This window comes from Pseudonocardia sp. CA-142604 (assembly GCF_050948475.1).
GTDB lineage: Bacteria > Actinomycetota > Actinomycetes > Mycobacteriales > Pseudonocardiaceae > Pseudonocardia > Pseudonocardia alaniniphila.
In genome coordinates this window covers 2517920-2531077 of sequence record NZ_CP192045.1, presented here as the reverse complement: position 1 = coordinate 2531077, position 13158 = coordinate 2517920, and the positions used below count along the sequence as shown (strand labels likewise).

The window sequence follows — 13158 nt, the reverse complement described above, 5'->3', positions numbered from 1 at the left end:
CACCCGCAGCTCTAGAACCACTCAGGGCGCACGTCGAGGGTGGTGCGGTCCAGGTCGGCCAGCAGCGCGAACTGCGGGCCGGTCCGCGGCAGCTCGTAACGGAAGAAGTACCGCGCTGCCGCCCGCTTGCCCTCGGCGAAGTCGTCCTCACGTGAACCGGTGGCCAGCAACTGCTCCAGCCACATCCAGGCCACCACCACGTGACCGACGGCCTCGAGGTAGATCGAGGAGTTGGCCAGGGTCACGGCCGGGTCACCGGCCTTCCACAGTGTGGCCGTGACCTCCCCGACCCTGGCCGCGGCGGTGGCGAGGGCGTCGGAGTATGAGGCCGGCTCGCCCCCCGCTGCCCTGGCCTTGCCGACCGTCTCGGTGATCGTCTCCAGCAGGAGGGTGAGTCCGGCGCCGCCGTTCATCACGACCTTGCGACCCAGCAGGTCCAGACCCTGGATGCCGTGCGTGCCCTCGTGGATCGCGTTGAGCCGGTTGTCGCGGTAGAGCTGCTCGACGGCGTACTCCCGCGTGTAGCCGTACCCGCCGTGCACCTGGATCGCCAGGTCGTTGCCGTGCAGGCACCACTGCGACGGCCAGCTCTTCGCGATCGGCGTCAGCACGTCGAGCAGCAGGTGCGCCCTGGACTGCTCCTCCGGCGTCGCCGCCGTGCGCTCCTCGTCGAGGAGCCGGGCGCAGTAGAGGACCAGCGCCAGGGCACCCTCGGCGTACGACTTCTGCGCGAGCAGCATCCGGGCGACGTCCGGGTGCTCGATGATCGGGATCTGAGGTGCGGCGGGATCCTTCGCGCCGAGCGGCCTGCCCTGCGTGCGGGTGCGCGCGTAGTCCAGGGCGTGCAGGTAGCCGCTGTACCCGAGGGCGGTCGCTCCCCCGCCGACGCCGACGCGCGCCTCGTTCATCATGTGGAACATGTAGGTGAGGCCGTGGTGCGGCTCGCCCACCAGATACCCCACGGCCCCGGGCTCCCCGCCGGGCGTGTGCCTGCCCTCGCCGAAGTTCAACAGGGTGTTCACGGTGCCGCGGTAGCCCATCTTGTGGTTCACCCCGGCCAGCGCCACGTCGTTGCGCTCACCGCGCGCGCCGTCCGCACCGACCAGGAACCGGGGGACGACGAACAGCGAGATGCCCTTCACCCCGTGCGGGCCGCCGGCGATCTTGGCCAGCACCAGGTGGACGATGTTCTCGCCCATCTCGTGGTCACCCGCGGAGATCCACATCTTGTTGCCGGACAGCCGGTAGGTGCCGTCGTCGCGAGGCTCGGCGCGCGTGGTGATGTCCGCGAGCGACGACCCCGCCTGCGGTTCCGACAGGCACATCGTCGCGAACCAACGGCCCTCGACCATCGGCGGGACGAACGTCCGCACCTGCTCCGGGCTCCCGTGTGCCATCAGCAGGTTCGCTCCGGCAACGGTGAGGAACGGGTACGCCGCCGTGCCGATGTTCGCGGCCAGGAACCACAGCGAGCAGGCCTGCGCGACGGTCTGTGGCAGCTGCATGCCACCGACCGACTCGTCCATCCCGGCCCCGACGAAGCCGGCCTCGCCGTACACCCGCAGCGCCTCGCCCACCTCGGGAATCATGTGGACGCGCTCGCCGTCGAACCGGGGCTCGTCGAGGTCGGCCGCCCGGTTGTGCGGGGCGAAGTGCTTCGCCGCCACCTGCTCGGAGAGGTCCAGCACGGCGTCGAACGTCGTGCGGGAGTGCTCGGCGAAGCGTGGCCGGGCGGTCAGCGACTCGACGTCGAGCCAGTCGTAGAGCAGGAAGTCCAGGTCCCGACGCGACAGCAGCAATGAGCGCACACCGGAGGCTAACTCCGATCAGGAAGTGCGCGCCCCGTGCGCCGCCTCCAACATGTCTGCGAGATCGGCGACCTTGACGCGCTCCGCGCCACGCAGACCGCCGCGGCGCACCTCCTCCGCGTCCAGGCGCAACCAGCCCGTCCAGTCGACCGGGCGGATCCCGTAGGACGCCAGTGCCGCCCGGAACGCCTCCGGCTCGGGGTGCGCGGGTGTGGGCAGTCCGGGCAGGTCGGCCAGGAGCGCCTCGACCGTCTCGGATGCATCGGACTTGTTCGTGCCGATCACACCCGTCGGGCCACGCTTGATCCACCCCGTGACGTACGCGCCAGGCACCTGCACGCCGTCGCGCATCACGCGGCCGCCGTCGTTCGGCACGGTGCCGGTGCGAGCATCGAACGGAAGCCCTTCGATCGGCTCCCCGTCGTAGCCGATGGCGCGCACGACGAGCCCGGCGTCGAAGGTCTCCTCCTCGCCTGTGGCGACCACCCGGCCGTCGGCGTCGATCTTGTTGCGCTCCACCACGACGGCACTCACCCTGCCGTCCACACCGACCAGGCGCACCGGGCTGCGGAGGAACCGCAGATGGATCCGCCGCGGCTTGCCGGTGGTCTCGCGAGCGGCCCACTCCCGGAGCATGTCCAGGTTCTGCCGCTGGCGCCTGTCCTCGGGCTCCTCCACGCCCTCGGCGAGCAGACCGTCGTCGTGGACGACCACGTCGGCATTGTGGAGCTCGCCGATCTGGCGCAGCTCGGCGGGCGTGAAGCGGACGTGTTGCGGGCCCCGCCGGATCAGGACGTGGACGTCACGCACGGCGCTGCCACGCAGTGCGCTCAGCACCGGCTCGGGAACGTCGGTCTCGGCCATCTCGTCGGCCGTCTTGGCCAGCACGCGCGCCACGTCGAGGGCCACGTTCCCCGCGCCGACGACGGCGACGCCGGGGCGGTCGAGCACCGGCTGCAGCTCCACCCGGTCGGGGTGGCCGCAGTACCAGCTCACGAACGCGCCCGAGCCGAGCGAGCCCGCAAGGTCCTCGCCCGGCACCCCGAGGTGCCGATCCACCGAGCTGCCCGTGGCGTGGACGACGGCGTGGAAATGCCGGCGCACCACGTCCAACGGAATACCGCCCTCGCCGACCCGCACCCCGCCCAGGAACTCGACGTGGGCCGGGTCGAAGGGCTTCTGCAGTACTCGGATGACCGACTTCATCTTCACGTGGTCGGGCGCGACGCCGTACCGCACCAGCCCGTACGGCGCGGGTAGTCGATCCAACACCTCGACGCTCACCGGCTCGCCGGACGCGAGGAGAGCGGCCGCGGCGTACAGGCCGGACGGGCCGGCTCCGATCACCGCGACCCGCGCCTGTCCCTGCTGCATGAGCTCATCTCCCATGATGGTCCTAGGTCGATCCTGCCACTCCAGGGCGATCCGGACTTGGTTCAGCGCGCCGCATCACCGACCTCTTCCCGAGTCGGGCACGCGTCCACTCGACGGTCCCACCGCCCTGGCGTCGGGCGCCTGGCCGGCGATCTCCCCGGTCACCGGACGGGACTGCAGTGGCCCGAGATACCCGACACGACATTCGACTGTGACGTGCACGACAAACGCCCCAACCGTCGTCCTTCATCCGTTTGGCGCAACAGGGGGGACACATATGCGGACTACCCTCCGGGCTCGTGGACCGCAGTAGGGCCGGCGAACCTCTCGGCAAGCCTGTGCTCGTCGAGCTGTCTCACGCGATCGAGCAGTTCGCCCTCGCGGCCGTCCCCGGTGAGCCGCTGATCGTCATCGCGATGTTCCAGAAGCACTCCTACTTCCAGCGGGCGCTGCCCGTTTACCGGAACATCGCGTCGGCCGGCGCCGTCACGATCGTCGGGATGGCCGAGGAGATCCCGCCCCAGCTGCCCCGCGGGCTCCATCTCGCGCTGGCACCAGCGGCGGGGCCGCTGGCCCGCGAGTGGAGCGTCACCGTGCTCGGACCCCACGGCGGCGCCACCCTCGTCGCCACCGACCTGGAGCTGGTCGACCCCGTTGCCCGGACGATCGAGGAGGGCAGGTGCTTCCGCGGTCGGTGGTCCTTCCGTCGCGAGGACGCCCTCCGGGAGGTAATGCGACTGCGCTCGCAGCTGAGGCTCCCCGCCGGGGTGATCGCCGAGATCGACGACGTGCTGCAGGCCGTGCAACGCGTACCCGAACCCGACCACCAGGGCTGGTGGGGCGTTCCGGCCCGGTTCCTCGCCGACAGGATGCAGGCCGCCGTCCGGTCCCGCACCGAGGCGCAGGTGGCGCTCGAATCCGTCGCCGAGGACAGCGGCGAGCGTGACCCGCGCACCGGCCTGTACACGGAGAAGTTCCTCAAGCGCTGGACGGCCGGTCTCGGCGCGGGCACGCTGCCGATCGGCCTGGCCCTGCTGCGGGTGTTCGGCATCGCCGAGGTGCGGGCGGACTACGGCCTGCGCGCGGAGCTCGCCGCCCTGCACGGGGTGAGCGGGTGCGTGCAGGACCTGCTGACGAACGTCGACCGGGTGGTGCGGATCGGCCGCGAGGACTTCCTCGTCGTGCTCCCCTCCTGGTCCCCGGAGAGGGTCATGTGGTTCTGCGAGGAGGTCTGTGAGCGCGTGGCGCGACTGGAGGACGCGTATCCGTTCATCTCCCTGCCGGGCGTGGCCGCCGCCACCGTCACCCGCAGCCGACCACTACCGATCCCACAGCTCGTGCACCAGGTCGAGCTCGGCGGCCGCGCCTCCGAGCCGGTGAGCCTGCTGGCCGACTGACCCTGCCGGCGCGCGAGTCGTCAGCGTCGTCGAATCCGGACGCAGCTGCCCTCAGTTTCCGGCGACCGCCGCACGCACCGTGAAGGTGCGCCGGTAGTCGGCCGGCGCGACGCCGACGACCTTCCGGAAGTGGTGACGCAACAGCGCCCCGCTCCCGAAACCGCTGCTCTCGGCCACCTCGTCGATGCCGAGGTCGGTGTCCTCGAGAAGTCGCTGCGCCCGCTGAACGCGCTGGAGGGTGAGCCAGCGGTGGGGCGTGGTGCCCGTCTCGGCGACGAAGCGGCGCGCGAAGCTGCGGTCGGACATGCGAGCCCGGCGAGCCAGGTCGGTGACCGTGTGCTCGATCTCCAGGTGCTCGAGCACCCAGTCGAGCACGGGCGCGAGGCCGTCGGACGAGCACCGCGGCACCGGCTGCTCCACGAACTGCCGCTGCCCGCCGTCCCGTTGCGGTGGCACGACCATGCGGCGGGCGATCACGTTGACGATCGCGCTGCCCAGCTCCCGGCGGACCAGGTGGAGGCAGGCATCGATACCAGCTGCCGTGCCGGCGCTGGTGATGATGTTGCCGTCGTCGACGAACAGCACGTCCGGGTCGATGAGGGCCTGTGGGTGGAGCTCGCGCAGCTCGTCGACGTTCATCCAGTGGGTGGTGCAGTGGCGGCCGTCGAGCAGCCCGGCCGCACCGAGCACGAACGCTCCCGAGCAGACGCTGAGCAGGGTGGCTCCGTCGGCAGCGGCGCCGCGCAGCGCGTCGAGGACGGGCTCGGGGAACGTCCGCAGGCGGGTGGCCGCGATCGCCACGAGGTCGGCGCCACGCAGTCCGTCGAGCCCGTGGTGCGGGACGACGCCCATTCCCACGGTGCTCGACACCGGTTCCCCGGCCACCGGACCGCACACCCGCAGCTCGAAGGGCGGCACTCCCTCGGCCGTGCGGTCGATGCCGAAGACCTCGCAGATCGTGCCGAACTCGAACGGCGAGACCTCCGGAAGCACCAGCGCAGCGACGGTGGACAGCATGCGGAGAGCATAGTGGCAGGATTTTTGCTGTGCTAGGCACCTCTGCCACTGTTGGCAGTAAGTAGATCAGCGAATAATTTCTGCCATGGCTACCGCACTCATCGTTCTTCTTCTCGTCGCCATCGCCGTCACGATCTCGATCGTCCGCCCGTCTGCTCGGCACGACGCCCCCGCGCCTGCCGATCGCGACCGTGAGCGGGAGCTCGCAGAGCTACGCGGGATGAACGGCTACCGCTCGGACATCCGCATTCCCTGACCGACCGACCCTCAGCCCGACGCGTAGAACTGGGTGAGGCGTTCGGCCTCCTCCTGCAGCGCACGCACGGCGGCAGGGGGCAACTCGTGGAACGGCTCGCAGCGGACGGCGCCGTCGACATGACGCCATGTGCCCGCCACCCGGCCGTCGACGAGGAACGTGGGCACCGACTGGGGCGACGTCTTGGCGAAGACCACCCGTCGGTGCTCCTCGGGAAGGATCTGCGCCCGCCGCGCGTGGACGAGGAGAACCGCGTCCCACTGCCCCAGGAAACGCACGGGCGACGGAGTGCCGGCGGGCGGCAGCGGGGCGCCGGGCAGGTCGAACAGCTCGCCACCCGACTCGTCACGGAACCGGCGCAGCTCCAGCCGTTGCAACACCTGCCGCGCGGTGGTGACTGTCCACCCGCAGAACGACGACAGATCCTTGGCGGACGCCGGGCCGAACCCGCCCAGGTAGCGCCGCACGAGCAGCTCCTGGCCCTCCTCCTCCGACGGAGCCGGCTCGGGCACCGGAACCGTGTGCTCAGCCAGCCCGTAGACGTGAGCCCGCGGTGTGGTCCAGGTGCCTGCGGGCGGCACCCGGACCAGGTCGATCCAGAGCTGGGCTCCGGACCACACCTCGCGCGGGAAACCGTCGGCGGCGAGGAGCCGCTGGATCTCGGCCTGTTTGAGCGGCCCCTCCGCCAGATAGCGGCGCACGGCATCGGCGACCTTCGGCATGTCGGTGGCGGCCGCCCGATAGGCGCGGAGCCACCACTGCCGCCGTGGAGCGCGCACCGCTTCGGTGAGGGGCCGGTAGTCGCGCGCCGAGACCATGTGGATCGTGCAGCGCATGACCCACCCCTGCACGATGCGGCCGCCCATCAGGGCGTCGGTGAGCATCTCCCGGCGGAAGCCTGCGAGCCTCGACCACAGCCCCACGTAGCCCGACGGCGCGTACTGCGTCTGCAGCCCCGCGACCTGCTCGACGGCGCGTTCCGGCGCCAGCGACGCACGCTCCAGGAGGAGCTGACGGGCGAGGACCGCGCGGTTGATCTCCCCGGTGGACAGCACCCGCTCGGCCATGCCGGGGAGTGTGCCCCGAACCGCCGACATTTCGGCGATCTCCCACCAACGTGACTTCTGTCAGCGAGCGCGAGGTGCTCCGCCGCGCCGCCGACGGCCTGCGGAACTACCTCTCGACGGCGATCACCGAGCTCGGGGTGCGCAACCGGATCGAGGCCGCCCGCGTGGCCCGCGACCGGGGCCGGCTCTGAGCGGCCCTCATCCCGCGGCCCGCGCCGTCGACCGGCCTGCGGTGGGGCGGGCGAGCCCGAGGTGGTCGCGCAGGGTCGGCCCGGTGTACTCGGTGCGGTAGCTACCGCGGTCCTGCAGCTCCGGCACCACCTTCTCGACGAACTCGTCGAGCCCGCCGGGCACCAGGTGCGGGATGAGGATGAAGCCGTCGGAGGCGTTCTCCTGCACGTAGACGTCCATCTGCTCGGCCACCTGCCGTGGCGTGCCGACGAACGACTGCCGCGCAGTGGTCTCGATGATCAACTCCCGGATCGAGAGGCCGCCCTTCGCCTCGGACAGCTCCCGCCACTGCCGGGCCACGGCCAGGCTGTCCTTCTCGTGCCGCACCCGGCCGCGGGTGATCGACACACCTTCCGGATCGGGATCGACGTCGGGCAGCGGGCCGTCCGGGTCGTAGGCCGACAGGTCGCGGCCCCACACCTGCTCGAGGAACGCGATCGCGGTCTGCGGACTCACCTGTGCCCGCCGGACCAGCGCGGCCAGCTCCTCGGCCTCCTCCGCGGTGTCGCCGAGCGCGAACGTCGTGGCCGGCAGGATCGTCACGTCCCGTTCGGAGCGTCCGTAGCGCGGGAGCCTGCCCTTCAGGTCGCGGTAGAACGCCTGGCCGGACTCCAGCGTGCCGTGCCGGGAGAAGATCGCGTCGGCGGTCCGGGCGCCGAACTCGCGTCCCGCGTCGGAGTCGCCGGACTGGATCAGCACCGGATGTCCTTGCGGGGTCGGCGGGAGCGAGAACCGTCCCGAGAACGAGAACTGCTCCCCCCGGTGCTCGACGACGGGCGCCGCGCCGTCGCGGACGAACACGCCGCGCTCCCGGTCGGCCACCACGGCGTCCTCCGCCCAGGAGAGCCACAGCTCACGGACCGCGTCGAGGATCTCCTGCGCCCGCTCATAGCGCTGCTCGGGCGCCAGGAACCCGCCGCGCCGGAAGTTCTCGCCGGTGAACGCGTCGGAGCTGGTGACGAGGTTCCACGCGGCCCGGCCGCCGGACAGGTGATCGAGCGATGCCAGCTGCTTCGCGAGCTCGTAGGGCTCGTTGAACGTGGTGTTGAGCGTGCCGCCCAGGCCCAGGTGCGTGGTGACGGCGGCGATCGCGTTCAGCACGGTGAGCGTGTCGGGCCGCCCGACCACGTCGAGGTCGTGGATGCGGCCGCGGTGCTCGCGCAGCCGCAGCCCCTCGGCGAGGAACAGGAAGTCGAACAGGCCCCGCTCGGCCGTCCGCGCGAAGTGAACGAACGAGGCGAAGTCGGTCTGGCTCCCGGACTCCGGGTCGCTCCACACCGTGGTGTTGTTGACGCCGGGGAAGTGTGCGGCCAGGTGGATCTGCTTCTTGTCGCTCATGCGTTCACCTCCGCGTACCGGTTGGCGGGCCGGGACAGGCCGAAGCGCTCACGCAACGTCGCGCCGGGCGGCACCGGGGGTCGCAGGCCGCGCTCGGCGAGCCGGGGCACCACATCGGCGGCGATGGCCTGCACACCGCTGGGCAGCGCCAGGGGCACGGCGGTGACACCGTCGGCAGCACCGCCGGAGACGGCCTCCGCGATCACGTCGACCAGGGCTTCCGCGGTGTCGACGACCCGCAGCGACGAGGCGGCGAGCTCGCAGTGGGCGTCGAGCTCGTCGAGTGCGCGGCGGGCGCCCGCTACGTCCGAGTCCAGCAGCACCTCCACGTCGAGCAGCACGGCGACGTCGTCCGGGTTCCGGCCGGCCGCCGCGACCGCCGCACGCACCCGCTCGCGGGCGGTGTGCGCCGCGGCGAGGTCGGCAGCCGCGACCCGCACCACGTCGGCCCGGGCGGCAGCGACCTGGAGTGCCTCGGGTTCGTCGCCGCGCAGCACGACCAGCGGGTGCGCCTGCGGGCTGCGCGGGGTGATCGACGGGCCCTTGACGGAGAAGAACTCGCCGGCGAAGTCGATGTAGTGCAGCTTGTCGCGGTCGATGTAGCGGCCGGTGGCGACGTCACGGATGACCGCGTCGTCCTCCCAGGAGTCCCACAGCGCCGCGACGACCTCGACGACGTCGGCTGCCTCGCGCCACAGGTCGGCGGCCGGTGCGGCCGGCTTGCGACCGAACAGCTCCGCCTCCGCCGGAGTGCGCGACACGACGGGCTCCCAGCCTGCGCGGCCGGAGGACACGAGGTCGAGGGTGGCGATCGCCTTGGAGATGTGGAACGGCTCGGTGTGCGTGACCGTCACCGCAGGGACGAGCCCGACCCCGGGGACGACCGGCGCCACCCGTGCGGCGATCGCCACTGCGTCCAGTCGTAGGGGCACGAGGTCCGGGTCGCCGGACGGAGGGACGAGCAAGTCGGGCACGGCCACGAAGTCGGCGCCGGCGGCGAGCTTCACCAGCTCGACGTGATAGGCGGCGGTGAGCAGCTCCTCGGGACGCGCGTCTGGCCGTCGCCACGCAGCCGGGTGCCGGCCCGCCCCGGACATTTCCACCGCCAGATACGTGCCCTGTGCCATGCGTCCCTCCGGTGGGTGACGTCGACCGGTCTCCCGTGCAAACCCGGGGCCGTCACGAGCACATTCCCACCGATCGGCGTACGCGTCAGCGCGGACGCCGGTCACCTGCGGCGATGTCGGCCTCGATCGCCGACGCACAGGCCTGCAGCGGCGGGAGGATCTCGCGAACGACGTCGCGCGAGCCCGCCCTCGTGCTGACGTTCGCCGCCGCCACGACGCTGCCTGCCGCGCCCCGCACCGGCACGGAGATCGAGCGCAGGCCCAGCTCCAGCTCCTGGTCGACCACGCAGAACCCGGCCTCGCGCACCGCGTCGAGCTCGCGGGAGAGGTCCGCCGGATCGGTGAGTGTGCGGTCGGTCAGGGCTCGCGGTCGCAGCTCGGCGAGCCGCTGTGCCCGCTCCTCGGGCGGGAGGGCCGCGAGCAGCACCCGTCCCATGGACGTGGCGTAGGCCGGGAGGCGGGTGCCGATCGTGATGGCGACCGTCATGATCCGCGAGGTCGGCACCCTGGCGACGTAGACGACGTCGCCGCCGTCGAGGACCGAGACCGAGGCCGACTCCTGGACCTCGCGGACCAGCGCCTCCAGGTGCGGCGCGGCGATCTCGGGCAAGGACAGGCTGGAGAGGTAGGAGTAGCCCAGCTCCAGCACGCGTGGGGTGAGCGCGAAGATCCGTCCGTCGGTGCGGACGTAGCCGAGCTCGGTGAGGGTGTGCAGGAAGCGCCGGGTGGCGGCACGCGGCAGCCCGGTGCGCCGGGCGACCTCGCTGAGGGTCTGCTCCGGGTGCTCGGCGTCGAACGCCCTGATCACGGCGAGGCCGCGGGCGAGCGAGCGGACGTGCTCGGTCATCGCGGCGCCGCCGTCACGGCCGCTCCGCGAGCAGCCGGTCCACCAGGTCGGCGGCGTGCCCGGGCGAGGGGTTCGTGCCGGTGGTGAGCGCGAGGTCGGCGGCCATCCGGTCAGGGTGGACGGCCAGGCCCTCCAGGGACGTGCGCAGCCGGGCCGCGGCGCCGCCGGTGGCGCGGAGCAGATCGCCGAGCGTCTCCCACTCGGCGTGCCAGGCTCCGGCCGCGCGCTGGTGCTCGTGGTCGGCCGCGGCGAGCAGCACCGCGGCGAGCCCGGGAGCGCGTCGCGCCGCTCCCCGCGCCGTGATCGCGGCGATCGGGTTGCGCTTGTGCGGCATCGACGACGAGTCGCCCGGCGCCGCCTCGGACACCTCCCCGAGCTCCGTCCCTGCAAGCAGCACAATGTCCGTGGCCGGCTTCGCGCAGGCCCCTGCGGCGACGGCCAGTGCACCGGCGAGCTCGCCGATCCGCGTGCGCTCGGTGTGCCACGGCGCAGCGTCGGAGAGCCGCAGGCCCGCGGCGAGCGACGCGGCCACGGCCGGCCCGTGCGGATGCAGCGCCGCGAGGGTGCCCGCCGCCCCGCCGAACTGGACGGGCAGCGCGGCGAGGACGCGGGCCAGGCCCGTTCTGGCCCGGTCGAGTCCGGCGCACCAACCGGCCGCGACCAGGCCGAACGTCGTCGGCAACGCCTGCTGGCCGAGGGTGCGGGCGATCATCGGGGTCGTCCGGTGCGCGTCGGCCAGCGCCGCGGCGGCGTCGGCCGCACCGCGCAGGTCGTCGAGCACGATCTCCCCGGCCCAGCCCACGAGGAGCACCGCGGCCGTGTCCATGATGTCCTGGCTGGTGGCGCCGGGGTGGACCGAACGACCGGCCTCCCCTGCGGCCGACCTCAGCAGCCGGACCAGCGGGATCACCGGGTTGCCGCCCTCCACGGCCGCGCGCCCCAGGTCGGAGGGGTCGATCGTGAGGTCCGCCGCCACCGTCGCGATGCGCTCCGCGTCCTTCGCCGGGACGACCCCGTGCTCGGCGGCGGCGCGCGACAGCGCCACTTCGACGGCGACCAGCGCGGCCACCCACGACGCGTCGTCGAGCCGGGCGGCCACCCGGTCGGCCCCGAACACCGGGTCGAACAGAGCACTGGACATGGGCCGGAAACTTACGTGCCCCCGAGCGGCCGCGAGGCACAGCCCCGCTCGTCCGGGCGACTCGCGGAGTCGTAGTGTGTTCGCTGTGCGAACAGTTGTACGGCTGACGCACGGCGCCGTAAGGTCGGCTTTCGTGATGGACAAGGTGGTCGCGTCCGCGGCCGAGGCGGTGGCCGACGTCCCTGACGGCGCGTCGCTCGCGGTGGGTGGGTTCGGGATGTCCGGGGTGCCGGCCGCGTTGATCGCGGCGCTGCTCGAGCAAGGCGCCACGGATCTGGAGACGATCAGCAACAACCTGGGCCTGGACGGTTTCGGGTTGGGCACGCTGCTGGCGGCCGGTCGGATCCGGCGCACGATCGGCTCCTATGTGGGCAACAACAAGGAGTTCGCCCGCCAGTATCTGGCCGGGGAGATCGAGTTGGAGCTCACCCCGCAGGGCACGCTCGCCGAGCGGCTGCGTGCCGGCGGTGCGGGTATCCCGGCGTTCTTCACCCCCGCGGGTGTCGGTACCCAGGTCGCCGACGGCGGTCTGCCCTGGCGTTACGCGGCCGATGGTGGTGTGGCGGTGCACTCGCCGCGCAAGGAGGTGCGGGAGTTCCGCGGCCGGTCCTACGTGCTCGAGGAGGCGATCTTCCCCGACTACGCCCTCGTGCACGCCTGGAAGGGCGACCGCCACGGCAACCTCGTCTACCGGCGCAGCTCGCGCAACTTCAACCCTGTGTGCGCCGCGGCCGGGCGGATCACGATCGCGCAGGTCGAGCACCTGGTCGAGCCGGGTGAGATCGACCCGGACGCCGTGCACACCCCGGGCATCCAGGTGCAGCGCGTGGTGCATGTGCCCGACGCCGACAAGCCCATCGAGTTCCGGACGGTACGCGCTTCGAAGGTGGAGACGGCATGACGCTCACCCGTGATCAGCTCGCCGCGCGCGTGGCCGCGGAGCTGCCCGACGGTTCGTACGTCAACCTCGGGATCGGCATGCCGACCCTGGTGCCCGGCTTCATCCCGGTGGGGCGCACCGTCGTGCTGCATTCGGAGAACGGCATCCTGGGCGTGGGCCCGTACCCGACCGAGGACGAGATCGACGCCGATCTGATCAACGCGGGCAAGGAGACCGTGACCGTCCTGCCCGGGGCGTCCTACTTCGACTCGGCCACGAGCTTCGGGATGATCCGGGGCGGGCACGTGGACGTGGCCGTGCTCGGGGCGATGCAGGTCAGCGCCCGTGGTGACCTGGCCAACTGGGCCGTGCCCGGCAAGATGATCAAGGGCATGGGAGGGGCGATGGACCTCGTCCACGGCGCCCGGCGGGTGATCGTGATGATGGAACACACCGCTCGCGACGGCTCACCGAAGATCGTGGCGGAGTGCACGCTGCCGCTCACCGGTGCCGCATGCGTGGACCGGATCGTCACCGACCTCGCCGTGATCGACGTAACCGACGCCGGCCTCACACTCGTGGAGACCGCCCCCGGCGTCACCCCCGACGAGGTACGCGCGGCAACGGGCGCACCACTGCGCTGAGGTCCGTGGCCCTGCGGACGCCGGACGACCG

General features: G+C 72.2%; 13 protein-coding genes. 5 read left to right on the top strand and 8 right to left on the bottom strand.

Annotation, left to right across the window (positions count from 1 at the left end):
* Positions 1-11: 11 nt before the first annotated feature.
* The gene (locus ACQPZQ_RS11550) at positions 12-1808 is read right to left on the bottom strand and encodes an acyl-CoA dehydrogenase (protein WP_433294891.1); all 1797 of its coding nucleotides are present in this window, start codon (positions 1806-1808) and stop codon (positions 12-14) included.
* 18 nt (positions 1809-1826) lie between these two features.
* The gene (locus ACQPZQ_RS11545) at positions 1827-3197 is read right to left on the bottom strand and encodes an FAD-dependent oxidoreductase (RefSeq protein WP_433294888.1); all 1371 of its coding nucleotides are present in this window, start codon (positions 3195-3197) and stop codon (positions 1827-1829) included.
* A gap of 284 nt (positions 3198-3481) precedes the next feature.
* On the opposite strand from ACQPZQ_RS11545, the gene ACQPZQ_RS11540 reads away from it, so the two are divergent.
* Positions 3482-4579, top strand: coding sequence for a sensor domain-containing diguanylate cyclase (locus ACQPZQ_RS11540; protein ID WP_433294886.1), 1098 nt, complete (start codon positions 3482-3484; stop codon positions 4577-4579).
* A 51-nt stretch (positions 4580-4630) separates the two neighbouring features.
* On the opposite strand, the gene ACQPZQ_RS11535 is transcribed toward ACQPZQ_RS11540, so the two are convergent.
* Positions 4631-5596 carry a GlxA family transcriptional regulator gene (locus ACQPZQ_RS11535; RefSeq protein WP_433294884.1) on the bottom strand — a complete coding sequence of 322 codons (966 nt, stop codon included), beginning with the start codon at positions 5594-5596 and terminating at the stop codon, positions 4631-4633.
* Between the two features lie 85 nt (positions 5597-5681).
* On the opposite strand from ACQPZQ_RS11535, the gene ACQPZQ_RS11530 reads away from it, so the two are divergent.
* The gene (locus tag ACQPZQ_RS11530; RefSeq protein WP_433294882.1) at positions 5682-5852 is read left to right on the top strand and encodes a hypothetical protein; all 171 of its coding nucleotides are present in this window, start codon (positions 5682-5684) and stop codon (positions 5850-5852) included.
* Between the two features lie 11 nt (positions 5853-5863).
* On the opposite strand, the gene ACQPZQ_RS11525 is transcribed toward ACQPZQ_RS11530, so the two are convergent.
* Positions 5864-6919 (bottom strand): winged helix DNA-binding domain-containing protein, encoded by a 1056-nt coding sequence (locus ACQPZQ_RS11525; RefSeq protein WP_433294880.1) that lies wholly within the window; start codon positions 6917-6919, stop codon positions 5864-5866.
* A gap of 50 nt (positions 6920-6969) precedes the next feature.
* On the opposite strand from ACQPZQ_RS11525, the gene ACQPZQ_RS11520 reads away from it, so the two are divergent.
* Positions 6970-7110 carry a hypothetical protein gene (locus tag ACQPZQ_RS11520; RefSeq protein WP_433294878.1) on the top strand — a complete coding sequence of 47 codons (141 nt, stop codon included), beginning with the start codon at positions 6970-6972 and terminating at the stop codon, positions 7108-7110.
* Between the two features lie 7 nt (positions 7111-7117).
* On the opposite strand, the gene ACQPZQ_RS11515 is transcribed toward ACQPZQ_RS11520, so the two are convergent.
* The 4 genes from ACQPZQ_RS11515 to pcaB all read right to left on the bottom strand — a co-directional run bounded on the left by ACQPZQ_RS11515 (position 7118) and on the right by pcaB (position 11603).
* Positions 7118-8488 carry an NtaA/DmoA family FMN-dependent monooxygenase gene (locus tag ACQPZQ_RS11515; RefSeq protein ID WP_433294876.1) on the bottom strand — a complete coding sequence of 457 codons (1371 nt, stop codon included), beginning with the start codon at positions 8486-8488 and terminating at the stop codon, positions 7118-7120.
* The gene (locus ACQPZQ_RS11510; protein ID WP_433294874.1) at positions 8485-9615 is read right to left on the bottom strand and encodes an LLM class flavin-dependent oxidoreductase; all 1131 of its coding nucleotides are present in this window, start codon (positions 9613-9615) and stop codon (positions 8485-8487) included. Before ACQPZQ_RS11510 ends, ACQPZQ_RS11515 begins: the two co-directional genes overlap by 4 nt.
* 85 nt (positions 9616-9700) lie before the next feature.
* Positions 9701-10462: an IclR family transcriptional regulator domain-containing protein gene (locus ACQPZQ_RS11505; RefSeq protein WP_433294872.1), complete on the bottom strand. Its 762-nt coding sequence runs from the start codon at positions 10460-10462 to the stop codon at positions 9701-9703.
* Between the two features lie 13 nt (positions 10463-10475).
* Positions 10476-11603, bottom strand: a complete 1128-nt coding sequence (pcaB, locus tag ACQPZQ_RS11500) for a 3-carboxy-cis,cis-muconate cycloisomerase (protein ID WP_433294870.1) — start codon at positions 11601-11603, stop codon at positions 10476-10478.
* A gap of 136 nt (positions 11604-11739) precedes the next feature.
* On the opposite strand from pcaB, the gene ACQPZQ_RS11495 reads away from it, so the two are divergent.
* Entirely contained in the window at positions 11740-12504 is a 765-nt protein-coding gene (locus ACQPZQ_RS11495; protein ID WP_433299130.1) for a CoA transferase subunit A, read from the top strand.
* Positions 12501-13127, top strand: a complete 627-nt coding sequence (locus ACQPZQ_RS11490) for a CoA transferase subunit B (RefSeq protein WP_433294868.1) — start codon at positions 12501-12503, stop codon at positions 13125-13127. Before ACQPZQ_RS11495 ends, ACQPZQ_RS11490 begins: the two co-directional genes overlap by 4 nt.
* Positions 13128-13158 lie beyond the last annotated feature (31 nt).

What these genes read in the sequence shown, in the direction of transcription:
- ACQPZQ_RS11490 (WP_433294868.1), top strand. Translation starts at nt 12,501, where the DNA reads ATGACGCTCACCCGTGATCAGCTCGCCGCGCGCGTGGCCGCGGAGCTG.
- ACQPZQ_RS11530 (WP_433294882.1), top strand. Translation starts at nt 5,682, where the DNA reads ATGGCTACCGCACTCATCGTTCTTCTTCTCGTCGCCATCGCCGTCACG.
- ACQPZQ_RS11535 (WP_433294884.1), bottom strand. Translation starts at nt 5,596, where the DNA reads ATGCTGTCCACCGTCGCTGCGCTGGTGCTTCCGGAGGTCTCGCCGTTC.
- ACQPZQ_RS11525 (WP_433294880.1), bottom strand. Translation starts at nt 6,919, where the DNA reads ATGGCCGAGCGGGTGCTGTCCACCGGGGAGATCAACCGCGCGGTCCTC.
- ACQPZQ_RS11545 (WP_433294888.1), bottom strand. Translation starts at nt 3,197, where the DNA reads ATGGGAGATGAGCTCATGCAGCAGGGACAGGCGCGGGTCGCGGTGATC.
- ACQPZQ_RS11510 (WP_433294874.1), bottom strand. Translation starts at nt 9,615, where the DNA reads ATGGCACAGGGCACGTATCTGGCGGTGGAAATGTCCGGGGCGGGCCGG.
- ACQPZQ_RS11515 (WP_433294876.1), bottom strand. Translation starts at nt 8,488, where the DNA reads ATGAGCGACAAGAAGCAGATCCACCTGGCCGCACACTTCCCCGGCGTC.
- ACQPZQ_RS11505 (WP_433294872.1), bottom strand. Translation starts at nt 10,462, where the DNA reads ATGACCGAGCACGTCCGCTCGCTCGCCCGCGGCCTCGCCGTGATCAGG.
- ACQPZQ_RS11495 (WP_433299130.1), top strand. Translation starts at nt 11,740, where the DNA reads ATGGACAAGGTGGTCGCGTCCGCGGCCGAGGCGGTGGCCGACGTCCCT.
- pcaB (WP_433294870.1), bottom strand. Translation starts at nt 11,603, where the DNA reads ATGTCCAGTGCTCTGTTCGACCCGGTGTTCGGGGCCGACCGGGTGGCC.